Here is a 24,817-nt window from a genome sequence, read left to right as displayed (position 1 = left end):
ATATCTCCATCCCCTTCTTTTCCCCGGTGAAAACGGCGTTAATGCGCCATCACCTTCACCACCGAGAGGGAAAGCTCTTGCTGAAACGGTTACGTCATCGGCTGTTCACCCTGATGGCCACGCTGCTGTTTATCGGCTGCCTGCACAGCGCATCGCTGGATGAAAGCCGCATGCCCCGCAATCTGCAACCTTCGCTGAGCGCCCTTAGCAGCAATCTGCAGGACATTCGCGAAGTGCTGGCACGCTGCGCCGGCGAGGAAGAGGAGGAACGCCTGAACGACGGCGGTATGCGCATCGAAGCGCGCGCCGCCGGGGATGAGGAAGTGGAAGATAAACCCTAAAAAAACACCGGCCTCAGCCGGTGTTTTTCCATTTAGTCTTGCTGCGTCGCCAGCAGCGCGCGTTTTTTCTGGCGGTTGACCTTGAACCAGTACCCCGCCAGCAGCAACACCACCCAGACCAGGCCGGCGTACAGCGAGACGCGCGTGGTCGGGAAATAGCCGATCAGGCCGATGATGAATACCAGGAACACGATCGCCACCACCGAGGTGAACACCCCGCCGCGCAGCGGGAACGCCAGCTGCTTCACCTGCTCTTTGCTCAGGCTGCGGCGGAAGGCGATTTGGGAGAACAGGATCATGATCCACACCCACACGGTGGCGAAGGTCGCCAGGGAGGCGATCACCAGGAACACGCTCTCTGGCATGATGTAGTTGAGGTACACCGCCAGCAACAGCGCCAGCATCATCACCACTACCGTCACCCAGGGAATGCCGCGTTTCGACACCTTGCTGAACATCTTCGGCGCGTGCCCCTGTTCGGCCATGCCGTGCAGCATGCGACCGACGCCGAACACGTCGCTGTTGATCGCCGACAGCGAAGCGGTGATCACCACGAAGTTGAGGATGCCTGCCGCCACGGTGATGCCCATATGCTGGAAGGTCAGCACGAACGGGCTGCCGTTGGTGCCCACCTGGTTCCACGGGTAGATCGACATGATGACAAACAGCGTACCGACGTAGAACACCAGAATACGCCACGGCACCGAGTTGATGGCTTTAGGAATCGATTTTTTCGGATCCTTGGCTTCGCCGGCGGTGATGCCGATGATTTCAATGCCGCCGTAAGCGAACATCACCAGCTGCAGCGACAGGATCATGCCGATAACGCCGTTGCTGAAGAAGCCGCCGTTCGACCACAGGTTATGAATGCCGGTCGGTTGCCCGCCGTTGCCGATACCCCAGATGATGATGCCGATGCCGGCCGCGATCATGATGATGATGGTGGCGACCTTGAAGAACGAGAACCAGAACTCCAGCTCGCCGAACACCTTGACGCTCATCAGGTTGATGGCGCCGATGATCAGCACCACGCTCAGCACCCAGATCCAATGCGGCACTTCCGGGAACCAGACGCCCATATAGATGCCGAAGGCGGTCACGTCGGCGATGGCGACAATCAGGATTTCAAAGCAGTAAGTCCAGCCGGTGATGTAACCCGCCATCGGGCCGAGGTAGTCCTGCGCGTAGCGGGAAAATGAGCTGGCCTGCGGGTTATTGACCGACATCTCCCCCAGTGCGCGCATGATGATGAAGGCCACGATGCCGCCGATCAGGTAAGCCAGCAGCACGCTCGGGCCGGCCATTTTGATGGCGTCCGCCGAGCCGTAGAACAACCCGGTGCCGATGGCCGATCCCAGCGCCATAAAGCGAATATGGCGCGTACTGAGGCCGCGTTTCAGCTTATTGTCGGAGGCGGTGGTGGGTGACTGTTGTTGCATGAAGATGACCCATAGTTTTAAACGTAAAAAAGCCACGGACATGTCCGTGGCCCTGGATTAAGCCGGGGGATTATCAGTGCGCGGTCACTTGGGAACGCGTGCACACCCGATCATAAATCGCGACCAGCGCCAGCATCAGCAGCGAAGGCGGCAACCATGCCAACCCCTGCTCCGCCAGCGGCAGATGAGTGGTCCAGGCCGGCAGCAGCTGCTGGAAACTGGACGCTTTCACCGCGTCAAGGATACCAAACAACAGGCTGACAAGCATCACCGGCGCGATGATACGCGGCGCGCTGTGCCACCAACGCAGGGTGAAGCTCAGCACCACCAGCACGATGCACGGCGGGTAAATCGCGGTCAGCACCGGAATGGAGATCTGGATCAGGTGGCTCAGGCCGAGGTTGGACACCACCATCGAGAACAGTCCCAGGATAAACACCAGCGTCTTGTAAGAGAACGGCAGGTATTGCGCGAAGAACTCGGCGCAGGCGCAGGTCAGGCCTACCGCGGTCACCATGCAGGCGATGAAGATCAGCGCCGCCAGGAAGAAGCTGCCCAGGCCGCCGAAGGTGTTCTGAACGTAAGCGTGTAGGATCACCGCGCCGTTGGTGGCGTCAGGCACCAGCGCGCCGCTGCCGGAACCCAGCTTGAACAGGCTCAGGTACACCAGCGTCAGGCCCACGCCGGCGATCAAACCGGCCAGAATGGTGTAACGGGTCAACAGGCCGGCGTCTTTCACGCCGCGCGAGCGCGCCGCGTTGACGATAACGATGCCGAACACCAGCGCGCCCAGCGTATCCATGGTCAGATAGCCGTTAACGAAGCCGGAGGAGAAAGGCACGCTCTGATAAGCCGTCGTCGCCGGAATCGGCGCGCCGGCAGGCCACAGCAGCGCGGCGATGCCCAGTACGGCCAGCGCGACGATCTTCAGCGGCGCCAACACATGGCCAACGGTATCGAGCAGGCGGCCCGGATACAGAGAGATGCCGATCACCAGCGCGAAATACACCAGGCTGTAGATGAACAGCGGCATGGCGCCGTCGCCGGTCAGCGGGGCGATGCCCACCTCAAAGGACACGGTGGCGGTACGCGGCGTGGCGAACAGCGGGCCGACGGCCAGGTAGCAGACGGTCGCCAGCAGCAGGCCGGCGCCGCGGCCGATCGGCGAACTGAGGGCGTCGATGCCGCCGCCGACGCGCGCCAGCGCGATGACGGTGATGACCGGCAGGCCCACGGCGGTGATCAGGAAGCCCAGCGCAGCGATCCAAACGTGTTCACCGGACTGCAAGCCGACCATCGGCGGGAAGATGATGTTCCCGGCCCCAACGAATAAGGCAAAGGTCATAAAGCCCAGTGCCAGGATATCTTTTGACGTTAAACGATGACTCATACGATGTCGTGTTGCCTGTTCAAATGAAAAAAATTGTCCGATAGCGTGGTGGCGAAACGCCCCACCCGGTTGCCGGCATGCCCGATCGTCGCCGCGCCAAATAAGCACCCTAAACGCAGTCGATCCGGCGTTTATGTCCCTATTCGAAAGTGGCCGCTCATGAAGATGGGCAAAATTTTAGGAGTTATAAAAATGGAGGTTTAATCCGACAACGAAGGCTAAGGTAAACGTTTATAGCGCTTCAAGGCAAGACGCACGGCGAAAAGCAGAGCTATCGACCATATAAACTTTAGCCACCAGTCGATCATATTGGCTATCAATAAATATACACTACATGATTTGTATCATTTTTGAACAATGAATTCACGAAACGTGAAGCATATATCACTTTACCGCGCGAAAACGCCAATAAATGCCCGATTTTCGCGTGGTATAAGCTTCGTTTCGCCGTGAAAAAAGGCGAAAATTACGCCGCTTTTTGTCGCTTATTGCACCGTGGCCGGCGCGAGCGGTGGCAACCCGAGCGCCTGGCGGGTCTTCTGCAGCGCGGCCGGCGGCAGTGGCAGATAGCCGTCGTGATTGACCAGGCTTTGCCCTGGTGTCGACAGCACGCGATCGAGAAACGCGGCGGTCAGCGGCTCCAGCGGTTGATGGGGGGCTTTATTGATGTAGATATACAGATAGCGCGACAGCGGGTAGCGATCGTTGCGCACGTTGGCGGCGGTAGGCGCGACATAGTCTTCTCCCGACTCCGCCAGCGGCAGCAGCCGCACGCCGCTGGCGCGAAAGCCAATGCTGGCGTAGCCGATGCCGTTGAGCGAACCGGCCACCGCCTGCACCACCGAGGCCGAACCGGGCAGCTCATTGACGCGCGGCATGAAATCGCCGCCGCACAGCGCGCGCAGTTTGAAATAGCCGTAGGTGCCGGACGCCGAGTTGCGGCCGAAGCGTTGCAGCGAGCGCGTCGCCCAGTCGCCGCGCAGCCCCAGCTCGCCCCAGCGCGTCAGCGGCTGGCTTTCGCCGCAGCGCCGGGTGGCGGAGAAAATGCGGTCGAGCTGCTGCAGGTTGAGGCCGCGCAGCGGATTGTCCTGATGCACCAACACCACCAGCGCATCCACCGCTACCGGCACCGCCAGCGGCGCATAGCCGTAACGGTGTTCGAACGCCGAAACCTCGGCCGCCTTCATCGGCCGGCTCATCGGGCCCAGCTGCGCGGCGCCCGCCGCCAACGCGGTCGGCGCGGTCGACGAACCGGCGGCCTGGATCTGCAGGTTGACGTTGGGATAATGCTGGCTGAAATCCTGCGCCCACAGCGCCATCAGATTCGCCAGCGTGTCGGAGCCGACGCTGGACAGGTTGCCCGCCAACATGCCGTCAGGCTGCGCCAGCGCGCCGCGTCCTGCCAGCAGCGCCAGGCAAAGCAACAGCCCTCGGGTGATTCGGGTCATACCGGTGTCTCGCGTTAATTTTTCACCGCATTCTCTGATAAAGCGGCGGGAACAATCAACCGATTGGGCAAGGTAAAGATAAAGCGGGTGCCGATCCCCGGTTCGCTGAGGATCTCCAGCCGCGCGTCGTGATGGCTGAGCGCGTGCTTGACGATCGCCAGCCCCAGCCCGCTGCCGCCGGTCTGGCGCGAGCGGGCCTTGTCGACGCGGTAGAAACGCTCGGTCAGGCGCGGCAGGTGCTCGGCGGCGATGCCAGGCCCGTTGTCGCTGACCTGGAACTGCGCGCCATGCGCCGTCTGCTGCCAGCTGACTTCGATATGGGTGCCCTTCGGCGTGTGGTTGACCGCATTGTACACCAGGTTAGACACCGCGCTGCGCAACTGGTCTTCATTGCCGAACACGTTGAGCTGTTCGTTCACCCGGAAGGTGATCTCGTGATTGCCGCCGCTCAGCGATTGCGCCTCACGCTGCAACACCCGCAGCATCAGCGGAATATCCACCCGCTCGTTCATGTCGACATTGGGCGCCGCCTCGATGCGCGACAGCGTCAGCAACTGCTTGACCAGCCCGTCCATCCGGCGGGTCTGCTCTTGCATGGTGCTCAGCGCCTTGCTGCGCAGCGAGCCATCCTGCTCTTCGTCGCCCATCATCTCCAGATAGCCCTGCAGCACCGTCAGCGGCGTACGCAGCTCATGGCTGACGTTGGCGAAGAAGTTGCGCCGCGCGCCCTCCAACTGACGCATCTGGGTGACGTCGCGCGCCACCATCAGCAATTGCCCTTCGGAATACGGCATCACGCGGAATTCGACGTAGTGTTCGTTGTTCAGCTGCAGCGTCAGCGGGCGCGAAAACTCCTGCTGTTGCAGATAGTGGCTGAATTCCGGATAACGCAGCAGGTTAAGGATGTGCTGGCCGTTGTCTTCCGGCCAGCGAAAGCCGAGCAGATGCTGCGCCAGCCCGTTGCACCAGAAGATATTGCCTTCGACGGTGGTCATCACCACCGCGTCAGGCAGCGATTCGGCCCCGCTGCGAAAGCGCTTGATCAGCAGCGCCAGCTCGCGCCGGCGGCGGCGGTTGCGCTGCTGCATCTGATACAGGCCATAGAACAGCGGCTCCCAGCTCCAGCGGCCGGGCGGCGGCGTCATGCTGCGGTCGATCCACAGCCAATGGGAGAGTTTGAGCTGGTTGTAGAAATTCCACACCAGCGCAGCCAGCGCAGAGGCCAGCAGGAACCAGGGCAGATAACCGAAAATCAGCCCCAGCAGTAAGGCGGGCAGACAGAAAAGAGCCAGCTCCAAAGCCAGCCTCTTCCACGACAGACGTTCTAACACGGCATATTCTCCAGCGCGGCGCGATCAGTAGCGCGTTGAGAACCGGTAGCCGGTGCCCCGAACGGTTTGAACCATTTTATCATGCCCACTGGTTTCTAACGCCTTGCGGAGCCGACGGATATGCACGTCAACGGTACGGTCTTCCACATAAACGTTAGTGCCCCAGACGTGATTAAGCAACTGCTCGCGGCTATAAACCCGCTCCGGGTGGGTCATAAAGAAGTGCAGTAGCTTGAACTCGGTCGGCCCCATATCCAGCGCCTGATCGTTCGCCATTACGCGGTGGGAGGACGGATCCAGGCTCAACCCTTGCATTTCAATCACTTCTTCCACCGCCATCGGCGAAATGCGGCGCATGACCGCTTTGATGCGCGCCACCAGCTCCTTGGGCGAGAACGGCTTGGTGATGTAATCATCCGCCCCCACTTCCAGGCCGCGCACCCGGTCTTCTTCTTCGCCGCGCGCGGTCAGCATCATCACCGGGATATCGCGGGTCAGCGCTTCGCGCTTCATATGTTTGATAAACTGAATGCCGGAACCACCGGGCAACATCCAGTCAAGCAACACCAAATCAGGGAACGGCTCAGACAGACGCGTCACGGCGCTGTCATAATCTTCGGCTTCCAACGGTTGGTAACCATTCTGTTCCAACACAAAGCACACCATCTCACGGATCGGCGCTTCGTCTTCCACCACCAGTATGCGTCTTGCCATCGTCAATCCTGCCAATGTGTTAGCGACTTTTCGGGCGCCATTATGCGTCAGTTTTGTGACACTTTTATGAAAAAAACCGGCTGTTATAGGCAGTAAGCATAGCGATTATTTCCCGCAGTAACGAAAAATCATCCGGTTGTCATCATCATTGCGCCGGGACAGCCGCCGCCGCGGCCTTTATAATCATCGCCATTATCTTTACATCCGGGAGTGTCATGCGCCTGATCCACACCTCTGACTGGCACCTTGGCCAGTACTTTTTCACCAAAAGCCGCGCCGCCGAGCACCAGGCTTTTCTGAACTGGCTGATCGAACAGGTAGATCAGCAGCAGGTGGATGCGCTGATCGTCGCCGGAGATTTGTTCGATACCGGCTCGCCGCCCAGCTATGCCCGCGAGCTGTACAACCGCTTCGTGGTGGAACTGCAGCGCACCGGCTGCCAGCTGGTGGTGCTGGGCGGCAACCACGATTCGGTCGCGACGCTGAACGAATCGCGTGAACTGCTTTCCTGCCTGAACACCACGGTGATCGCTAGCGCGCAGGGCGCCCCGGAACAGCAGATCGTGGTGCTTAACCAACGCGACGGCCAGCCGGGCGCGGTGCTGTGCGCCATCCCGTTCCTGCGGCCACGCGATCTGCTCACCAGCCGCGCCGGCGAATCCGGCGCGCAGAAACAGCAGGCGTTGCAGGAAGCCATCGCCGAACATTACCAAACGCTGTATCAGGCGGCCTGCGAGCGCCGCGACCAGTTGGGCCTGCCACTGCCGATCGTCGCCACCGGCCACCTGACCACCGTCGGCGTTACCACCTCCGACTCGGTGCGCGACATCTATATCGGCACCCTCGACGCCTTCCCGGCGCAGGCCTTCCCCCCCGCCGACTATATCGCGCTGGGCCACATTCACCGCGCGCAGAACGTCGCCAAATCGGAGCATATTCGCTATAGCGGCTCGCCGATCCCGCTGAGCTTCGATGAGCTGGGCAAAGCCAAAAGCGTCTTCCTGGTGGATTTCGCCGACGGCGCTTTGCAGCGGGTAGAAACGTTAACGATCCCGCAGTTTCAGCCCATGCAACTGATCAAAGGCGATCTGGCCGAGATCGAACGGCAGCTGCGGCAATTTGCCGATTATGCCGGCGAGCTGCCGGTGTGGCTGGATATCGAAGTGGCGACGCAGGACTACCTCAGCGATATCCAGCGCCGCATCCAGCTGATGGCGGATGCGCTGCCGGTGGAAGTGGTGCTGCTGCGGCGCAGTAAAGAGCAGCGCCGCCAGGCGATCGCGCAGCAGGATAAGGAAACGCTCAACGAGCTGAGCGTCAACGAGGTGTTCGAACGGCGCCTGGCGCAGGAGGCCGACATGCCCGAAGCGCGCCAACGGCGGATGCACCAACTGTTCCGCCAGGTGGTCGAGGCGGTGCAGCACAACCCTGAAGAGAGCAACCCATGAAAATCCTCAGCCTGCGGTTAAAAAACCTCAACTCGCTGCAGGGCGAATGGAAAATTGACTTCACCGCCGAGCCGTTCGCCAGCAACGGTCTGTTCGCCATTACCGGCCCGACCGGCGCGGGCAAAACCACCCTGCTGGACGCCATTTGCCTGGCGCTGTACCACCAGACGCCGCGTCTCAACGTCACGCCAAGCCAGAATGAACTGATGACCCGCCACACCGCCGAATCGCTGGCGGAGGTCGAGTTCGAGGTCAAGGGCATCGGCTATCGCGCCTTCTGGAGCCAGCGCCGCGCCAAAAACGCGCCGGACGGCAATCTGCAGGCGCCGAAGGTCGAACTGGCACGCCGCGAAGACGGCAAGATCCTGGCGGACAAGGTGCGCGACAAGCTGGAGCTTACCGCCGCCATCACCGGGCTGGACTTTGGCCGCTTCACCAAATCGATGATGCTGTCTCAGGGGCAGTTCGCCGCCTTCCTCAACGCCGACGCCAACGATCGCGCCGAGCTGCTGGAAGAGCTGACCGGCACCGAAATCTACGGGCGGTTGTCCGAACAGGTGTTCGAGTCGCACAAGCAGGCCAAAACCGACCTGGATGCGTTGCACCAACGCGCCAGCGGCATCGAACTGCTGAACGACGAGCAGCGCCAGTCTCTGACCGAACAGCTGGCGGCGCTGAGCGCGCAGGAAATCGCTCTCGGCGAACAAACCCAGCGCCAGCAACAGGCGCTGAGCTGGCTGCAACAATGGCAACGCCTCCGGCAACAGCAAAGCGAGGGGCAATTGCGGCTGGACAGCGCCCAGCGCGAGCAGGCGGAGGCCGCCCCGCAGCTGCAGCGGCTGGCGCTCAGCGAGCCGGCCGAGAAATTGCGGCCGCTGCGCGGTGAACGCGATCGCTGCCGCGCCGAGCTGCAGACGATACAACAGCAGGCAGCCCAGCTGACGCAACAGCAGGAACAGCAGTCGGCGCAATTGACCCCGCTGCAGCAGGCGGTGGAGAAAACCCGCCAGGCGCAGCAAGCGCATGCCGAACACATGCGGCAACAGCAACAACTGATCGACGAGCAGGTCGCCCCGCTCGACCATCAAATAGCCCAACTGCAGTCGACACAGGCCGAGCGGCGACAGGCCGGCGATGCCGCCGCGCAGCAGTTCGCCCAGCAGCAGACCGCGCTCGAACAGCTCACCGTCCAGCGCAGCCAACTGACGACGCAGACCGCACAGTTTCAGCAGCAGTTGAATGCGCTGAGTGAAGCGCTGGCCGCTCAACAGCAACAGCAGCAGGCGCTGGAGGCGCAAACGCCGCTGGCCCCGCTGCGCCAGCGCCTGGGCGTCCTGGCGGATCTGCGCCCGACGCGCCAGCAGCTGTTTACTCTCGCTTCTTTATCGCAGCAAATCGTTAAACGGCTGGAACAACAGCGGCAAGAGCTAAACAGCGGTCAACATGAACTTACCCAGTTGGAACCACAGCTAGAACTCATCCGTCAGCGATTTAAGCAGCAGAAAGCCCACCAGGCCGATGTTGAAAAAACCTATGCGCTGGAACAACGGATCGTGGGTCTGGAGGCCGAGCGCGCCCGTTTGCAACCCGGCGCCCCCTGCCCGCTGTGTGGCTCATGCGAGCACCCGGCGGTAGAACAATACCAAGAGGTAAAACTGTCAGAAACCGCGCAACGTCTGGAGCAAATGAAAGTCCAGACCGAAGCATTGCAAAAACAAGGCGTCGAGCTGCGAGCCCGTTACGACAACCTGCAACAGCAATTGCAGCGTCAGCAGCAAACCATCGCGCAGGATGAACAACAGCTGGCCGGCCAACAGCAGCAGTGGCGGCAGCTCAGCGCGCCGCTGGCGTTCGACTTTACGCTGGCGGATGGCGAGCAACTCAGCGCCTGGCTGAGTGGCTGCGACGACGAAGAACGGCGCGGGCAACAGGCGCTGCAGCAGCATGAACAGGCGGCGCAGGCGGTACAGCAGGCGAAGGATGCGCTCATCGCTCTGCAAACGCAGCAGCAGCAGACGCAGCAACAGCTGGCGTTGCTCGAAGAACGCTTTACGCTGCTGCAGAAAGCCCACGCCGACAGCCTGCAACAGCAGCAAGAGCTGCAACAACGCTGGCAAGAAGGCGAGAAGACCCTTGCCGAACGACGCGCGCAGCGGCTGACGCTGTTCGGCGAACAGCAGGTCGCCGAGGTGCGCGAACAGCTGCGCGCCAAACAAACCGCCTGTGAACAGGCCAGTTTGCAGGCCGCCGAGCAGTGGCAAAAGGCGCAGGAACTGCGCGAGCGCCTGGCCGGCCAGCAGGCCGGGCTGCAACAACAACACACCCAGATGCAGGAGCGGCTGCAGCAGGCGCAGCAGCAGTGGCAGCAGGCGCTGGCCGACAGCGAATTCGCCGATGAAACCGCCTTCGCCGCCGCGCTGCTGGACGACGCCCTGCGCCGCGAATTGCAGCAGCGCAAAGAACAGCTGCAACAGCGGCAAGTGGAGGCCGCCGCCCTGCTGACACAGGCGACGCAAACGCAGGAGCAGCATCGGCAGAATCGCCCTGAAGGGCTGGATGAAGCCAACGCGGATCTCGACGCGCTCACCCAATCGCTGGCCGAACTGGCGCAGCAGTTGAAGGCGCTGCAGCTGCGCCAGGGCGAACTGCGCAACCAGCTGGCAAGCGACGCCGAACGCCGTCTCAATCAGCAGGCGCTGTTCGAGCAGATCGCCCGCAGCCAGCAAGACTACGATGACTGGAGCTACCTCAACCAACTGATCGGCTCAAAAGAAGGCGACAAGTTCCGCCGCTTCGCTCAGGGGCTGACGCTCGATCATCTGGTGTATCTGGCCAACCTTCAGCTCGGCCGGCTGCACGGGCGCTATCTGCTGCAGCGCAAGACCAGCGACGCGCTGGAGCTGCAGGTGGTGGACACCTGGCAGGCGGATGCGCTGCGCGATACCCGCACCCTGTCCGGCGGCGAGAGTTTCCTGGTCAGCCTGGCGCTGGCGCTGGCGTTGTCCGATCTGGTCAGCCATAAAACCAGCATCGACTCGCTGTTCCTCGACGAAGGTTTCGGCACGCTGGATGCCGAAACCCTCGATACCGCGCTGGACGCGCTGGACAGTCTGAACGCCTCCGGCAAAACCATTGGCGTGATCAGCCACGTCGAGGCGATGAAAGAACGCATTCCGGTGCAGATCAAGGTGAAAAAGGTCAACGGGCTTGGCGTCAGCCGGCTGGAGGCGCACTTCAGGCTGGAATGATCCCGCCGCGCGCGGCGCAGAAGTGTGACCGCGGCGGCACTCCGCGGTGAAAAGCGTTGAGCTGCGGCGGGCACGGGTTATTATGCAGGCATAACAGGATTGTTACTGTATCCCCTCCGCCGCTCAGGCCGCAGGACAGAAAGATAAAATACAGGCAAAACCTGACGCCCGGGATCGCTTCCGGGCGTCAGGTTTTTTCGTTTTCAGGATGCTGAAACACCGGGAAAAACCATGAAAATCGCTAAAATACTCAATAATAATGTGGTGATTACGCTGGACGACCGTCAGGCAGAGACGGTGGTGATGGGAAAAGGAATCGGCTTTAAAAAGAAGCCCGGCGATACGCTGGACGAAAGCCTGATCGAAAAGGTGTTCACCCATAACGGCGGTGAAATCGCCGAGCGCTATAAAGAGCTGCTCGCCGAGATCCCATTGGCCTGCGTCACCACTGCCGACAGGATTATTACTCTCGCCCGCGAACGCCTGCCGGGCAAGCTGCATAACATCGTCTACATCACGCTGACCGATCACATCCACTTCGCCCTGCAGCGCCATGCGCAAGGGCTGGATATCAAAAATGCGCTGCTGTGGGAGATTAAAAAACTCTACCCGGCCGAATTCGCCGTCGGGCTGGAGGCGCTGGCTCTGATCGCCCAGCGGCTGGATACCGCGCTGCCGGAAGACGAAGCCGGATTTATTGCCCTGCACCTGGTCAACGCCCAGCTTAACGACGAGATGCACAACACGCTGCACATTACCCGCGTGATGCAAGAGATCCTCAACCTGGTCAAATACCATTTCCGCTTTGATTACAACGAGGAATCCCTGAGCTACCACCGGTTCGTCACCCACTTGAAATTTTTCGCCCAGCGCCTGCTGGGGAAAAACTACGTCGACAGCGACGACGACTCGCTGTATCAGGTGGTGAAAGAGAAGTACCGCGAGTCATTCGCCTGCGCCGGCAAGATCAACCGCCACATCGAAAAGCACTATCAACACCAGCTCACCACGGAAGAGATGATGTTCCTGACCATTCATATCGAACGGGTGCGCAGCGAAAGCGAGGAAAAGCCGGTTTAACGGCGGGCGTCCGCCACCCGCACGCCGTACTGCGGAAACACCGCGTCGGCGGAAATCAGCGTCAGCCCCTCGGCCTGCGCCTGCGCGATCAGCATGCGATCGAAAGGATCCTGATGATGGGGCGGCAGCTGCCCGGCCTGTTGGCAATGAAAGGCGTCCATCGGCAGCGACAGAAAATCTTCGGCCTCGATGATCGCAAAGATGTCTTCCGGCAGCGCCAGCTTGCCCAGCGCCTGCTTAATCGAGATCTCCCAAATGCTGGCCGCGCTGACGTACACCGCATTGCCCGGATCGGCGATCTGCCTTTTGGCGTTCGCGCCCAGGCAGGCGTCATCGATCAGCCACCACAGCAACGCGTGGGTATCCAGCAGCAGGCGCTTCATTCATCGCCCTCAAACAGCGCCGCAATGGCCGCATCCCCGGCGTTGAAATCCGCCGGCACGGTGAACCTGCCCTTGGCGGCGCCAGGGCGGCGCGCTTCCCCCTTGATGGCGACCAGCTGTACGTACGGCTTCCCTGCTTTTGCAATAATCACGGTTTCTCCCTCCGCGGCTCTGTCCGCCAGTTGGCTCAGATTGGATTTGGCTTCGTGCATATTGGCCTGAATCGGCATACGCGTCCTCCTTAGCTAAGTTAGCTAAAGCATAAATCGCCGTCCAGTTTTTGTACAGTGAAGGGTTTAAAGCGCGAGCAGCCTCGCGCTTTGTTGCAACGCTTAGCGCTGCTGTTGCGGCCACAGCCAGGCCGCACCGCGCACGCCGCTGGAATCGCCGTGAACCGCCTTGCGGATCGGCGTTTCACACTCGCCGCCGAACACCCAGCCTTTCACCAGTTGCGGCACCGTGCGATACAGACGATCCACGTTGCTCATGCCGCCGCCGAGCACTACCACGTCCGGATCCAGCATGTTGATCACGTGCGCCAGCGATTTCGCCAATCGCATTTCGTAACGTTCAATCGCTTGTGCCGCCAGCGCCTCGCCCCGCTCGCTCAGCGCCATGATCTCATGCCCTTGCAGCGCATTGCCGCTCAGGCGCGCATAGTCGGTGGCGAAACCGGTGCCGGAAACAAAGGTTTCGATGCAACCCGGCTTGCCGCAGTAGCACGGCACGTCGCGGGCGTAGCGCAGCTCATCGTCATCCTGCCACGGCAGCGGATTGTGGCCCCATTCGCCGGCGATGCCGTTGCCGCCGGCATGCGCCTGGCCGTTCAGCGCCACGCCGGCGCCGCAGCCGGTGCCGATGATGACCGCAAACACGGTTTTCGCGCCGGCGCCGGCGCCATCGGTGGCTTCCGACACCGCCAGGCAGTTGGCGTCGTTGGCGATGCGCACCTCGCGCGCCAGCAGCGCCGACAGATCCTTATCCAGAGGCTGGCCGTTGAGCCACACCGAGTTGGCGTTCTTTACTCGCCCGGTAAACGGCGACAGCGTGCCGGGAATGCCGATCCCGACCGATCCTCGTTCGCCGGTATGATCCTCCGCCAGTTTCACCAGCCCGGCGATCGCCGCCAGGGTTTGCCGGTAGTCATGGCGCGGCGTGGCGATGCGATGGCGAAACAGCTCCCGCCCGTCATTCGCCAACGCGATCACTTCAATTTTCGTTCCACCCAAGTCGATGCCAATGCGCACGTATTTTTTCTCCTCGATGCCGCGCAGCGTTGTCACAGCCTAATGTAAGCGCGCGAATGAATCACCTGTTTCCCATTCTCCGTCCCGTCCTTTCCCGATGCGCAAAGCGACGCAATTCGGAGAGAATGGGGCGATTTTTCAGCGTCAATTCGTTATCATGCCGCCCTGCTTTTGACGAATCAGCGTGCCGAACGCACGCCCAGCCAGGGATAACATTATGCTGTGGTTTAAGAATTTGATGGTTTACCGTTTGAGCCGCGAAGTGGCGTTAAACGCGGATGAAATGGAAAAACAACTCAGCGCGTTCGCCTTCACGCCGTGCGGCAGCCAGGACATGGCGAAGACCGGCTGGGTTTCCCCGATGGGCTCGCACAGCGATGCGCTGACGCACGCGGTCAACGGCCAGATCGTCATCTGCGCGCGCAAGGAAGAGAAAATCCTGCCGTCGCCGGTGATCAAGCAAGAGCTGCAGGCCAAGATTGAGCGCCTGGAGGCGGAGCAACACCGCAAACTGAAGAAAACCGAGAAAGACGCGCTGAAGGATGAAGTGCTGCACAGCCTGCTGCCGCGCGCGTTCAGCCGCTTCAACCAGACCTTCATGTGGATAGACACCGTCAACGATCTGATCATGGTCGACGCCGCCAGCGCTAAACGCGCCGAAGACACGCTGGCGCTGCTGCGTAAAAGCCTCGGCTCGCTGCCGGTGGTGCCGCTGACCATGGAAAGCCCGATCGAACTGACGCTGACCGAATGGGTGCGTTCCGGCGAGATGCCGGCCGGCTTCGCCATTCAGGATGAAGCGGAATTGAAAGCGATTCTGGAAGAAGGCGGCGTGATCCGCTGCAAGAAACAGAATCTGATCAGCGACGAAATCGCGGTGCACATCGAAGCCGGCAAGCTGGTGACCAAGCTGGCGGTGGATTGGCAGGAGCGCATCCAGCTGATGCTGTCGGACGACGGTTCGCTCAAGCGCCTGAAGTTCGCCGATACGCTGCGCGAGCAGAACGACGATATCGATCGCGACGACTTCGCCCAGCGCTTTGACGCCGACTTTATCCTGATGACCAGCGAGCTGGCGGCGTTGATCAAAAACACCATCGAAGCGCTCGGCGGCGAAGCCCAGCGTTAATCCCGCCGCAGAAACGACCAGGGCCCAGCCTTCGCTGAGCCCTGCGTTCCCCTAACGAGCAACGTTTATTTGCTCAGGTAGCGGCACAGATAGGCGGTGGCGTCGGCCACCTGCAGGTTGAACTCGCTGTGCCCCGGCACGAAGAACTTCTCGCCCGGCGTAAACACTTGCCAGTCCGGCGCTCCCGGCAGCAGCACTTTCAGCGCCCCGGTGATCACCGTCATTTCTTCCGGCTGCGCGGTGGAGAAGGTGTATTCGCCCTCTTCCATCACACCCACGCTGGTAAGACCGATGCTGCTACTGTCAAAACCGATAGACTTCACTTTTCCGGCAAAATACTCATTCACTTTCAGCATAGACTGGCACCCGCGTAATCATCTTGATGGAAAATCCATATTGGGGGATTGCGGTTGATCTGTCACTGGTTTTTCGCGCGAAATGCGATCGCGGCGCAGAGTAAAACGCTACAGGCCCTCTCGCCGACAGTCAGGGCTGCTGAAGCCCGGGGCGCCTCACGGGCGCAAAACGCCCGTGGTCGCGTCGAGCGCAGATTTATGGCTATTTGAATCAGTCGATTAACTCTGCGGCCAGCTTGGCGACCAGTACGTTCGACAGCAGCACCGGTACCGACAGACGCGCCTGCAGAAAAGCGCGGTGACGCTGGTGATAACCGATACAATCGAGCACCACCACCTCCGCCCCCTGCCACAGCAGGGTGCAAGCCGCCTGCTCCAGCGCTGCGTCATCCGCCAGATAGGGGCTGGCGACGGCATAGATCGGCGGCGCCGCCAGCTGCCGCCATTTGCGCGCCTGCTCCCCAACCTGTTCAGCCACCGGCACCACGATGCCGACACGGTGTGTGCCGACGATCGCGGAGATCAACGGCGGGATAATGCGATCCGGTTCCAGCAACAGCACCCGTTCCGCCTGCAATCGACCGAATTCGCCGGTGCATAGCAACAGAATCACCTCGCATCCCGTCGCTTCCAGTTCGCGGATCTTCTCCTGCAACCCGCTTTCGACGCGAGCGGCGCCGAGCGTCACCTGCGTACCGTCCAAAAGACGCGACACCAGCAGCTTGTCGCCCTGTTGCGGCGCATAACGCTCGGCGATCTGCCCGATATCCAGGCCGTCCAGCAAACCGACGTGCCTCACTCGCTCCGCCGGCAGATAAGCAGACAGCAGCGGCATGATATCGCTGCGCGGCGCCTGACCGATGGTCAGCGTGGCGAATGAAGCCGTCATGGGTCTATCTCCTTTTTTGCAGGTGGCTCAGACTGCCGTACAGCGCCAGCAGCCGGTCGTATTCGGCGGCATCATAGAACCGGCAGGTACCGCGGCCGAATTCTTTGGCGACTTCCACCGCGAATTTGACCGCCAACGCGATGTCCGTTTCGTGGCTGGCTCCGGTACCGCAGCCCGGCACCACTGATTCGCTGCAGATCGCCACGCCGACCACCGGCGCTGCGGTAGCGGTCGAGGGCTGCAAGATGCTGTTGAGGTGATGTACACCGTTGCCGTAAGGGGTGATGTCCTGCGTGGTGATCGGGAAAGTCACCGCCGGCCGGCCGCTGGTCATCTCCATGATGCGCAGCAGATCTTCCGCCACCCGCAGGATGTACCCCTCTTTCACCGTCGGCGACAGCGCATAGCCTTTATGATTGATGATGCGGTTGCCTTTGGTGGTGTCGATCGACAGGATGGCGTCAGCCTCCGGCACCACTTCGTTATCGTTCATCGTCACGTCATCGATCGGTGAATCCATAAAATCAACCGGATCGTGCGGCCGGGTCGGCGCGTTCGGGCAAATATGGGTGGTGACGATCACATCGCCCGGCAGCATGTCGCCCTTGCGCTGCATCTCCGCCAACTTCAGCGCGGCGGCAATGGCGGCGATCGCGCCGTCGCCGTCGGACACCAGCCCGATTCGCGTCGGCCGCGCGCCAATGCCGCCCAGGCGGCCGATAATGCCCAGCGTCGGCGCCGCACCACCGCCGAATTTTCCTGCACTGCCGGGGATCTCGATACGCACGAAATCGGTGCCGCCCTTCGGCCCCTCGGCGCGCAAGGTGCTGGCCCGGATCGCCGGGTAAGACGCAAACAGGTCGACGACGTCTTGGCCGCTGACGAATGCGCTATCAATCAATTCAAAAACCTGCAGCGTTTGTTGCAAACTCATGGTCGTTTTACCTCACCAATGTCATCGGCAGGAGCTATTTGCCCTTGCTGGAAAAAATCGAGCTGAAGAAGTTGTAGAGCGCATCGCCGGCGATAAATCCGGCCGCCATAATCTCCATCGGCGTGCGGCCACGATCCCCCCAACGTCGCAGGATCGCCACGCGCAGCGCGATGCCGACCAGCACCGCCCACCCGGCCAAGGCGTTGTTGATCAGCAGGCCGGTTGCCAGAAGCACGCCGAGCTGGCGTTTAGGGCCGCCGACCAGCTGCACCACGGCGCCGGGGATCGCCCAGATCAACAGACTCCAGGCGATGCCCGGCTGCGCGCCGGCCTCGATGGTTTTGGCGTAAACGCGCGCGACCGGCGGGATCAGATCCTGCAGGAAATAGCTGTGGTAAGAGAGGTAAACCACCGGAATGGCGATGATGAAAGCGATCAACGCCGCAAACAGCTGAATGCGACGCCCCAGCAGCTCTTGCTGCAGATCCTCACCGTAGCCGCGCAGGATGAAGCCGGCTTTCAAATCGAAGCCCATGTCGGCGAAGGCCGGCCCGGTGGCGGCGGTAAAACCGGTCAGGATGCATAGCGCCAGCGGTGGGAAACCGATCAGGATACCGACTATCAGGGTGATCAACGCCACCGCGAACGCGGGAAACCAGCCGGAGTGCATGGCAGCGATACCGACGATCAACTCATGAACGAAAGCGGCAAACGCCGCGTAAATCACGAACAGCGCCAACATCGGCAGCGACATCTCGCTAAACAGCCCGCCGATCAGGGCCAAAAAAGCGGCGATGACGATATAGCCGACCGCGCCCAGACCGAGCGCTTTGCTTACGGCGCTGTCGGGTTGGGTATAACCGGCGCTATCAGCGCGGCGGCTGCGGATCACCTGCGCGACCTGGATCAGCGCCACCAGGCCAGCGCCAACCATCACGCCGTGCGGAATAAAATGGGCGTTAATATCGAATCCGGCCACCGGCTCGGCGTAGGCCCGCAGCAATAGCCCGACGCCGAACATGCTCAGCGCCCAGATATTGCCGATAAAGGCGGTGCCGAAAGCCGCCATGGGGATCTTGAGCATTGATCCAGCGATGCCCACCACTACGCCCACCACCAGGAGCCAGGCCTGCTTGCCGCCGCGATCGCCGGCTTTAATCGCCTCTGCGGCGGCGACGCCCGGCGGCCAGGCATTGGCGGCGGGGAACACTTTGGTATCGAACAGACGATAAAGCAGATAGGCGTCGAGCAGCATCGCCGCCGCCACGCCGCAGAACATCGGTAAAATAAGCTGCGGTTGCCCCATCACGTAAGGCACCGCAATCGGCATCAGCAGACAGTTGGCTGCACCGAAAGTGGCGGAGGAGATCACCGTTTGCGCCAGGTTCTGGGTATGCACCGAACGATAGCGTTGGAACATCTGTAGCGGGATGCGCGCCAACAGCATGGCGATCAGCGCGCCGATGATCGAAGTGTTGGGCGTCACGCCCAGCGTGGTGATCAGTTGAACGCCGATGATCGCCCCCATCACCGAAAGTAGCGCCATGACCAACAGCGTGCCGGCCGCTTTTAGCGGATTATTTGATTTCATGCTTGGTTTCCCTGAATATTCCCTGCCGCATGACGGAAATAACGCCAGGCGATAGCTCGCCGCAGCAGTTCCATTATTTGGAACTGCTGGCGTCATAACATTATTATTCTCTTACTCAGCCTATCTACTCCCACCAATAAAATACGGTGGAATATAACTAATGAGTTCCCTGGTGTCGGCACTCGTTAATTATGATGGAATGCTACAGCTCTGACGCGTTATTTGATCTGCTGCCAATAATCATCGCCATATTTTTCCGCCAGTTGGCAGGTGACTGCGGTTAATTCGGCCAGAACTTCCGGTACGAACGGCTGTTCCTCACCCTGCGAAGGGAAGGACAGACACAGCCCCACCGTCTCGCTGCCGTGCTTGTTCACCAGCGCGGTCGCCAGCGAACTGATGCTGTTCAGGGTTTCATTGCGTGCCAACGACCATCCCTGGTGCCTCACCTGCTGCAACTTCTGCAACAGCGCATCCAGCGTTTGCGGCGCATTGGGCGAAGCCGCCCGGTAACCGCCGGCATAACGCGCTCGAACCTGCTCGTCGCTTTCACGCGCCAGTATCGCCCGGCCGACCGAGGTTTCCGCCGCCGGTGAACGGTAACCCGCCGGAGTGACCACCTGCAAAAAGTGGCGGCCGGGAAACATGCGCATCACCATGATCTCCTGCCCCTCCAATACCGAAAGGTAGCCGGTACACGCCGTCTGGCGACACAGCTGCGCCATACTGGTCGCCAGGCTGTCCACCAGCGGCATCGACAGATAGTGGCTGGATACCGCCAGCAACAGCGCACCGATGCGGTAACGCCGGCTATCGGGATCGCGCTCCAGCATGCCCTGATTTTCCATGGTCTGCAGCAGGCGCGACACCGTGCTTTTTGGCAGCGCCAATTGATCCACCACGTCGCTGAATGCTATACCCGGCTGACCATGCATCACGCGTTGTTGAGTAAAGAGTTTTAATACCGCAGCGGCATTTTCCAGCGTTGTCATGATCCACCTTGTTCCACTATATGGAACTCAGTTCCTGTTTTATAATTAAAAACTAAAACCCGAACTCCACAGCGTCAAGCTGTTTATTTTTTATCAGCAGAAAAATAAAAGGCATTCGTGCTTTTTAAATTAAAATATCGCGCAGAACGCCAACTTCGTCACGTTGATTAAAATAACGATACGCTTTGAAAATAATAAATAGCAGGACAAGCTGCTGAAAAATGGTTTTGTTCGGGGGATATCTCGTCGCGACTCAAAAACCCGCGCCGCGCAAACTGAAATCGATCGGCAGCGTCAATTCCACCGTGCCGTTGACGTAGGCGTCCGACGGCGGCGTGGGCAGCGGCGAAGCGCGTTTGACCAGCGCCTGGATTTCACGATCCAGCGACGGCAGCCCGGCGCTGCTGACCAGCGTCACCGCCAGCACGTGGCCCTGTCTGTCCAACGTGAAACGCACCTGCCCGACGCCCTGGCGCTTCAGCCGCAGTGCGTCTTTGGGGTAACGCTTAAAGCGATTCAGGCGGCCGCTGATGCGGCTGCGCCAGTTGTCCTCCCCCGCCTGAGCATAGGGCGTCAGGCGAGTTTGCGGCGCGGCCGTTTTATCCGCGCGGCCCGGCGGCGGCGCGCCGGCGCTTTGTTCCTGAACCTTCGGCGGCGCGATGATTCTCTCGTGCGGCGGCGTGCGGGGCAGGTTGTTTTTCTTCATCGGCTTAGGCGGTTTTTTCTGTTTCGGCGGCACGGCGATGTTCGGCTGCGCGGCGTCAGGCGCTTTCACTAGCGGCAACGGCTCCAGTGGCGCCGGCGGTTCAACCTGAGGCGGCGGCGTCCTTTGTCCCGGCGGTTGTTTCGCCTCGGCCGGGGCCTGCGGCGCGGCGGCCATCAGCACCATCACCGCCGGCGGCGGCACCCACGGCGGCTCGGCCTTGTCTCGCCAAGGCCAAAGCAGCGCGGCAACCAGCAGATGCAGCGCCAGCACCAACACCAGACAACGGCACCAGGGCATGGCGGTGCCGGGTGCGGCGAAAGGCAGCGGCGAAACCGACATGCTCACTCTTCCGTCAGCGCCAAATGGAGGCGATCGGTCAGCGGTTTGAACAGATAGTTCATCATCGAACGCTCACCGGTGCGGATGAAGCCTTCGACCGGCATCCCTGGGCGGATCTCCAACCCGCTCAAGCGTTGCAATCCTTCTTCGCTGACCTTGGCGCGCACGCTGTAATAAGGCGCGCCGCTTTTCTCGTCGGTCAGGCGATCGGCCCCGACCAGCGTCACTTCGCCCTCGACGCGCGGCGTGGTGCTTTGGTTGAACGCCGAGAACAACAATTCGACCGGCAACCCCACCTGCACTTTATCGATCAACTCGACCGGGATGCGCGCTTCTACCTGCAGCCCGCGATCGCTGGGCACGATCTCCATCAGTTGCTGACCGGCGCCAATCACGCCGCCTTCGGTGAACACGCTCAACCCCACCACGGTGCCCGCCACCGGCGCTTTCACCTGCGTATGCCCCAGATCGGCCTCCGCCTTGGCCAGGCGGTTATCCAGCTCGTCCAGCTTCATCCGTACCTCGGCCAATTGGCTGCTGACCTCTTTTTGATACTCCTCCCGCCGCTGGATCGCCCGCAGTTTCAGCTCCAGGATCTGGCGCCCCAGACGGCCGATATTGCCGCTGTCCTCGGATGCCTGGCCGTCGATCTGCGCATGCTGCCCCTCCAGATCCAGCAGCCGATTGCGCGCCACATACCCTTGCGCCGCCAGCTTGCGCATGCCGCCCAGTTGCTCCTGCAGCATGGCCTTTTGCCGTTGCTTGCTGGCGTAAGACTGCCGAACCCCTTCCAACATCGCCTGCGATCCGGCGATGCTTTCCGCGATCGCCGCCAGCTCGCTCTGCAGCGCCGCACGGCGGCTGGTGAACAGCTGTTGCTGCAGCAGCATCAGCGACATCACCTCCGGCTCTTCTCGCCGCGTTTGCAACGATGGCGGGAAAGCGATCGCTTGCAGACCGTCGCGCTCGGCTTGCAGCCGCGCCTGCTGCGCGGCGTTGCTCAACTGCTGGCTGCGCAGCGCATCGCGCTGGGTGCGGCTGTCGACGGTATCCATCAACAACAGCACCTGCCCGGCGCGGACCCGGTCGCCCTCATGCACCTGAATCTGCGACACCACCCCGCCGCTCGGGTGCTGCACCGCCTTGCGGTTGCCGGCCACCACCACGCTGCCGGAAACCGGCACGCCTTTGTCCAGCGGCGCCAACAGCCCCCACAGCAGGAAACCGCCAAACCCCAACAGCACCAGCCAGCCTCCCAGCCGCAGATAACGGCCTTCGTCGAACTGCCGGGAAAGGGCGTCGATATCGCCGGGGATCACACTCTGATTGCTCATACTTTTCGTTCACCGCTGGCCGTTTTGGCGAAGTTGGCGTAATTGACGTTGAAGCCGCCGTTGCTGCGCCCGGCATTGGCCGGTGCGGCGGCAGCGGCGGGCGCAAAACCAGGCAGTTTTTTCAGGATGGCGTCGCTGGGGCCGAAGTGCTGTATCTGGCCGGCGCTCAGCACCAGCAATTTGTCGGTGGTCGCCAGGATCGCCGGTTTGTGGGTCACCAACACGATGGTGGTGCCGCGCGCCTTCAGCGCTTCGATCGCCCGCTGCAGCGCCCCTTCCCCTTCGCGATCGAGGTTGGCGTTCGGTTCGTCCAGCACCACCAGCGCCGGAGATCCATACAGCGCGCGCGCCAGCGCCACCCGCTGACGTTGGCCGCCGGACAGGCCGCTGCCGCCTTCACCCAGCTCGGTCTCATAGCCTTTCGGTAAATGCAGGATCAGCTGATGCACGCCGGCCAGCGCCGCCGCCGCCACCACCTTCTCGGCGTCGACCTGCCCAAAGCGGGCGATGTTATCCGTCAGGGTACCGGCGAACAGCTGGATATCCTGCGGCAAGTAGCCGATATGCGGCCCGAGTTGTTGCTTGTCCCACTGCTGAATGTCTGCACCGTCCAGCCGCACGTCGCCGCTGAGCGGCGTCAGCGCGCCAACCAGTTGGCGCATCAGCAGGGTTTTGCCGGAGCCGGACGCGCCAATCACGCCCAGCACCTCGCCGGCCTCCAGGCGAAAACTGACGCCGTGCAACACCGGTGCCGTGCCGCCTGGCGCACTAGCGGTCAACTGATTCACGACCAATGTACCGCCGGGTGCCGGCAGCGGCAGACTCGGTATTCGTGGCGGGTTAGCGGCCAGCATCACCTCCAGCCGCTGCAAGGACTGGCGCGCAGATGACCACTGCTTCCAGGCGCCGATCAGCTGATCGATCGGCCCCAGCACCCTGCCGATCAGGATCGATCCGGCGATCATCATGCCCGGCGTAATGTCGCCGTTGACCGCCAGCAGCGCGCCGCAGCCCAACATCAGCGACTGCAGCGCCAGCCGCACGGTTTTCGACCAGGCGGTGACCGCGGCGATTTTCTCGCTGGCGCGGTTCTGCAGCAGCAGGAACTGCTGATGCTGCCGCAGCCAGCGCAGGCGCAAGTCGGTCAACATGCCCATGGCGGCGATGGCTTCGGCATTGCGCAGGTTGCCGTTGGCCTGCTGCGTGGCGCTCAGCGCGACGCGGCCGGCCTCCGCCAGCGGCGCCTGCGACACCCGCTGGTTGAGCCAGGCCAGCAGCACCAGCAGGATCACCCCGGCGCTGGCCAACGCGCCAAGCCAGGGGTGGAGCAGAAAAACCACCAGCAGATAAACCGGGAACCAGGGGGCATCGAAAAAGGCGAACAGCGCATTGCCGGTGGCGAACTGGCGCAGGTTGGTCAGATCGTTCAATGCCTGCCCCGCCAGCGGGTTGCCGGTTTTCAAATTGGTTTCGAAGGCGGCGTCATAGACTCGCTGATTGAGGCGCATATCCATCTGGGCGCCAAGGCGGATCACCACCTGGCTGCGCACCCACTCCAGCAGGCCCATAAACAGGTAAAGGCCGACCACCATCAGGGTCAGCATCGCCAGCGTCATGCGGTTGCCCGACGGCAACACGCGATCGTAGACCTGCAGCATATACAGCGCCGGGGCCAGCATCAGCAGGTTGATCACTGCGGTAAACAGCGCAATGCCCCAAAATCCGCGCCGGTATGCGGCCAGCACGCTCATCACTTCTCCGCGCCTGACGGCGTTTTTCATGGCGTTTTCCATCGGCTAAAAACGAGAAAACGCCCGCCGGGGCACGCGGCGCCGGCGGGCAAACGGCCGCGATCAGGCCGCCAGCAATTCCGGGCTGTCGGCGTGCTGCACGCCCACCGCCGTCGCCGCCGCCACCTGATCGAAGGTGGAGTTGACGCTCAGACCGTAGTCGTCGAGGATGCCGTTCAGCGCGGTTTCCAGCGCGCCGGTATCGCCGGACATCAGGCCGTACACCACCTGGTGTACCACGCCATCGTGGCCCTGCGCCTGCAGGCTGCTGAGATTCAGGCCGCCGAAGCTGACGTCAGGCACCTGGATGTTGTACGGTGTAGAGCCGCCGCCGTTCAGGCCGTCGCCGAACGACAGGGAGTCCAGTTGACCGTACAGGGTGTGCGCCGGTGCGTTGAACAGGGTGTAGGTCAGGTTGCCGCCCGCCACGAACGAGGTGATGTTGTTGGCGGTGCTGGTCACGGCATATTGGCTGCCGGACAGGCTGCCGCCGTAGAAACCGCCGCTGTTGGAGTCGGTGACATTACCGTTGGTGTGGTTGATATCGCCAAACGACGACGCCCACTCGTTCAGATAGTTATGGATGCTGTAGCTGCCGAAACTGCTGTCATAATTGACTGAAAATGCCATTTCTCTATCTCCATTGATGAACGGCGCCCCTTGCGAGGCGACCTCTGTGCTCAACGAT

General features: G+C 61.5%; 22 protein-coding genes. 5 read left to right on the top strand and 17 right to left on the bottom strand.

Going from position 1 to position 24,817, the window contains the following annotated elements; all coding sequences use genetic code 11:
* Positions 1-77: 77 nt before the first annotated feature.
* Positions 78-341: a hypothetical protein gene (locus tag GT753_RS00375; protein WP_015376826.1), complete on the top strand. Its 264-nt coding sequence runs from the start codon at positions 78-80 to the stop codon at positions 339-341.
* Positions 342-373: 32 nt separating this feature from the next.
* Here the strand turns inward: GT753_RS00375 and proY are convergent, their stop codons facing one another.
* The 5 genes from proY to phoB form a co-directional block, all read right to left on the bottom strand.
* The gene (gene proY / locus GT753_RS00370) at positions 374-1,780 is read right to left on the bottom strand and encodes a proline-specific permease ProY (RefSeq protein ID WP_004940425.1); all 1,407 of its coding nucleotides are present in this window, start codon (positions 1,778-1,780) and stop codon (positions 374-376) included.
* 73 nt (positions 1,781-1,853) lie between these two features.
* Entirely contained in the window at positions 1,854-3,170 is a 1,317-nt protein-coding gene (gene brnQ / locus GT753_RS00365) for a branched-chain amino acid transport system II carrier protein (protein WP_160125144.1), read from the bottom strand.
* Positions 3,171-3,655: 485 nt separating this feature from the next.
* Positions 3,656-4,618 (bottom strand): PstS family phosphate ABC transporter substrate-binding protein, encoded by a 963-nt coding sequence (locus tag GT753_RS00360; protein WP_004940432.1) that lies wholly within the window; start codon positions 4,616-4,618, stop codon positions 3,656-3,658.
* Positions 4,619-4,632: 14 nt separating this feature from the next.
* Positions 4,633-5,949, bottom strand: coding sequence for a phosphate regulon sensor histidine kinase PhoR (phoR, locus tag GT753_RS00355; RefSeq protein ID WP_004940434.1), 1,317 nt, complete (start codon positions 5,947-5,949; stop codon positions 4,633-4,635).
* Between the two features lie 24 nt (positions 5,950-5,973).
* Positions 5,974-6,663: a phosphate response regulator transcription factor PhoB gene (gene phoB, locus GT753_RS00350; protein ID WP_004940438.1), complete on the bottom strand. Its 690-nt coding sequence runs from the start codon at positions 6,661-6,663 to the stop codon at positions 5,974-5,976.
* A 215-nt stretch (positions 6,664-6,878) separates the two neighbouring features.
* On the opposite strand from phoB, the gene sbcD reads away from it, so the two are divergent.
* The 3 genes from sbcD to licT all read left to right on the top strand — a co-directional run bounded on the left by sbcD (position 6,879) and on the right by licT (position 12,439).
* Positions 6,879-8,111, top strand: coding sequence for an exonuclease subunit SbcD (sbcD, locus tag GT753_RS00345; RefSeq protein ID WP_021504691.1), 1,233 nt, complete (start codon positions 6,879-6,881; stop codon positions 8,109-8,111).
* Entirely contained in the window at positions 8,108-11,359 is a 3,252-nt protein-coding gene (gene sbcC, locus GT753_RS00340; RefSeq protein ID WP_160125143.1) for an exonuclease subunit SbcC, read from the top strand. The genes sbcD and sbcC overlap by 4 nt, the downstream gene beginning before the upstream one ends.
* A 231-nt stretch (positions 11,360-11,590) precedes the next feature.
* The gene (gene licT / locus GT753_RS00335) at positions 11,591-12,439 is read left to right on the top strand and encodes a BglG family transcription antiterminator LicT (protein ID WP_015376821.1); all 849 of its coding nucleotides are present in this window, start codon (positions 11,591-11,593) and stop codon (positions 12,437-12,439) included.
* On the opposite strand, the gene GT753_RS00330 is transcribed toward licT, so the two are convergent.
* From GT753_RS00330 to mak, 3 genes are all read right to left on the bottom strand, one after another.
* Positions 12,436-12,822 carry a type II toxin-antitoxin system VapC family toxin gene (locus GT753_RS00330; protein WP_015376820.1) on the bottom strand — a complete coding sequence of 129 codons (387 nt, stop codon included), beginning with the start codon at positions 12,820-12,822 and terminating at the stop codon, positions 12,436-12,438. The two genes, licT and GT753_RS00330, sit on opposite strands and share 4 nt — an antisense overlap.
* The gene (locus tag GT753_RS00325; protein ID WP_004940455.1) at positions 12,819-13,052 is read right to left on the bottom strand and encodes a type II toxin-antitoxin system Phd/YefM family antitoxin; all 234 of its coding nucleotides are present in this window, start codon (positions 13,050-13,052) and stop codon (positions 12,819-12,821) included. The genes GT753_RS00330 and GT753_RS00325 overlap by 4 nt, the downstream gene beginning before the upstream one ends.
* A 102-nt stretch (positions 13,053-13,154) precedes the next feature.
* Positions 13,155-14,069: a fructokinase gene (mak, locus tag GT753_RS00320; RefSeq protein WP_160125461.1), complete on the bottom strand. Its 915-nt coding sequence runs from the start codon at positions 14,067-14,069 to the stop codon at positions 13,155-13,157.
* A 217-nt stretch (positions 14,070-14,286) separates the two neighbouring features.
* On the opposite strand from mak, the gene rdgC reads away from it, so the two are divergent.
* Positions 14,287-15,198, top strand: a complete 912-nt coding sequence (gene rdgC / locus GT753_RS00315; protein WP_004940461.1) for a recombination-associated protein RdgC — start codon at positions 14,287-14,289, stop codon at positions 15,196-15,198.
* Positions 15,199-15,263: 65 nt separating this feature from the next.
* Here the strand turns inward: rdgC and ppnP are convergent, their stop codons facing one another.
* The 9 genes from ppnP to GT753_RS00270 form a co-directional block, all read right to left on the bottom strand.
* Entirely contained in the window at positions 15,264-15,554 is a 291-nt protein-coding gene (gene ppnP / locus GT753_RS00310) for a pyrimidine/purine nucleoside phosphorylase (protein ID WP_004940463.1), read from the bottom strand.
* Between the two features lie 211 nt (positions 15,555-15,765).
* Complete coding sequence (locus tag GT753_RS00305) at positions 15,766-16,443, bottom strand: AroM family protein (protein WP_160125142.1); 678 nt, start codon at positions 16,441-16,443, stop codon at positions 15,766-15,768.
* Between the two features lie 4 nt (positions 16,444-16,447).
* The gene (locus GT753_RS00300; RefSeq protein ID WP_004940468.1) at positions 16,448-17,377 is read right to left on the bottom strand and encodes a DUF1177 domain-containing protein; all 930 of its coding nucleotides are present in this window, start codon (positions 17,375-17,377) and stop codon (positions 16,448-16,450) included.
* A 34-nt stretch (positions 17,378-17,411) separates the two neighbouring features.
* Positions 17,412-18,968, bottom strand: coding sequence for an OPT/YSL family transporter (locus tag GT753_RS00295; RefSeq protein ID WP_015376817.1), 1,557 nt, complete (start codon positions 18,966-18,968; stop codon positions 17,412-17,414).
* A gap of 218 nt (positions 18,969-19,186) precedes the next feature.
* On the bottom strand, positions 19,187-19,960 hold the full coding sequence (locus GT753_RS00290; RefSeq protein WP_004940471.1) for an IclR family transcriptional regulator: 774 nt from the start codon (positions 19,958-19,960) through the stop codon (positions 19,187-19,189).
* Positions 19,961-20,213: 253 nt separating this feature from the next.
* Entirely contained in the window at positions 20,214-21,005 is a 792-nt protein-coding gene (locus GT753_RS00285; protein WP_021504696.1) for an energy transducer TonB, read from the bottom strand.
* Between the two features lie 2 nt (positions 21,006-21,007).
* Positions 21,008-22,339: an HlyD family type I secretion periplasmic adaptor subunit gene (locus GT753_RS00280; RefSeq protein WP_004940475.1), complete on the bottom strand. Its 1,332-nt coding sequence runs from the start codon at positions 22,337-22,339 to the stop codon at positions 21,008-21,010.
* Positions 22,336-24,120: a type I secretion system permease/ATPase gene (locus tag GT753_RS00275; protein ID WP_160125141.1), complete on the bottom strand. Its 1,785-nt coding sequence runs from the start codon at positions 24,118-24,120 to the stop codon at positions 22,336-22,338. Before GT753_RS00275 ends, GT753_RS00280 begins: the two co-directional genes overlap by 4 nt.
* Before the next feature lie 72 nt (positions 24,121-24,192).
* On the bottom strand, positions 24,193-24,759 hold the full coding sequence (locus GT753_RS00270; RefSeq protein WP_004940479.1) for a heme acquisition protein HasA: 567 nt from the start codon (positions 24,757-24,759) through the stop codon (positions 24,193-24,195).
* Positions 24,760-24,817: the final 58 nt, after the last annotated feature.

This window comes from Serratia sp. Z4 (assembly GCF_009900725.1).
GTDB lineage: Bacteria > Pseudomonadota > Gammaproteobacteria > Enterobacterales > Enterobacteriaceae > Serratia > Serratia nematodiphila.
Note: the sequence above shows the minus strand (reverse complement) of the source record. Positions and strands in the feature narration are given on the sequence as shown.

Bases quoted from the DNA above. Each gene is read 5' to 3' on its own strand.
- proY (WP_004940425.1), bottom strand. From the start codon at position 1,780: ATGCAACAACAGTCACCCACCACCGCCTCCGACAATAAGCTGAAACGC.
- brnQ (WP_160125144.1), bottom strand. From the start codon at position 3,170: ATGAGTCATCGTTTAACGTCAAAAGATATCCTGGCACTGGGCTTTATG.
- GT753_RS00360 (WP_004940432.1), bottom strand. From the start codon at position 4,618: ATGACCCGAATCACCCGAGGGCTGTTGCTTTGCCTGGCGCTGCTGGCA.
- phoB (WP_004940438.1), bottom strand. From the start codon at position 6,663: ATGGCAAGACGCATACTGGTGGTGGAAGACGAAGCGCCGATCCGTGAG.
- sbcD (WP_021504691.1), top strand. From the start codon at position 6,879: ATGCGCCTGATCCACACCTCTGACTGGCACCTTGGCCAGTACTTTTTC.
- sbcC (WP_160125143.1), top strand. From the start codon at position 8,108: ATGAAAATCCTCAGCCTGCGGTTAAAAAACCTCAACTCGCTGCAGGGC.
- licT (WP_015376821.1), top strand. From the start codon at position 11,591: ATGAAAATCGCTAAAATACTCAATAATAATGTGGTGATTACGCTGGAC.
- GT753_RS00330 (WP_015376820.1), bottom strand. From the start codon at position 12,822: ATGAAGCGCCTGCTGCTGGATACCCACGCGTTGCTGTGGTGGCTGATC.
- GT753_RS00325 (WP_004940455.1), bottom strand. From the start codon at position 13,052: ATGCCGATTCAGGCCAATATGCACGAAGCCAAATCCAATCTGAGCCAA.
- rdgC (WP_004940461.1), top strand. From the start codon at position 14,287: ATGCTGTGGTTTAAGAATTTGATGGTTTACCGTTTGAGCCGCGAAGTG.
- ppnP (WP_004940463.1), bottom strand. From the start codon at position 15,554: ATGCTGAAAGTGAATGAGTATTTTGCCGGAAAAGTGAAGTCTATCGGT.
- GT753_RS00305 (WP_160125142.1), bottom strand. From the start codon at position 16,443: ATGACGGCTTCATTCGCCACGCTGACCATCGGTCAGGCGCCGCGCAGC.
- GT753_RS00300 (WP_004940468.1), bottom strand. From the start codon at position 17,377: ATGAGTTTGCAACAAACGCTGCAGGTTTTTGAATTGATTGATAGCGCA.
- GT753_RS00295 (WP_015376817.1), bottom strand. From the start codon at position 18,968: ATGAAATCAAATAATCCGCTAAAAGCGGCCGGCACGCTGTTGGTCATG.
- GT753_RS00290 (WP_004940471.1), bottom strand. From the start codon at position 19,960: ATGACAACGCTGGAAAATGCCGCTGCGGTATTAAAACTCTTTACTCAA.
- GT753_RS00285 (WP_021504696.1), bottom strand. From the start codon at position 21,005: ATGTCGGTTTCGCCGCTGCCTTTCGCCGCACCCGGCACCGCCATGCCC.
- GT753_RS00280 (WP_004940475.1), bottom strand. From the start codon at position 22,339: ATGAGCAATCAGAGTGTGATCCCCGGCGATATCGACGCCCTTTCCCGG.
- GT753_RS00275 (WP_160125141.1), bottom strand. From the start codon at position 24,120: ATGAAAAACGCCGTCAGGCGCGGAGAAGTGATGAGCGTGCTGGCCGCA.
- GT753_RS00270 (WP_004940479.1), bottom strand. From the start codon at position 24,759: ATGGCATTTTCAGTCAATTATGACAGCAGTTTCGGCAGCTACAGCATC.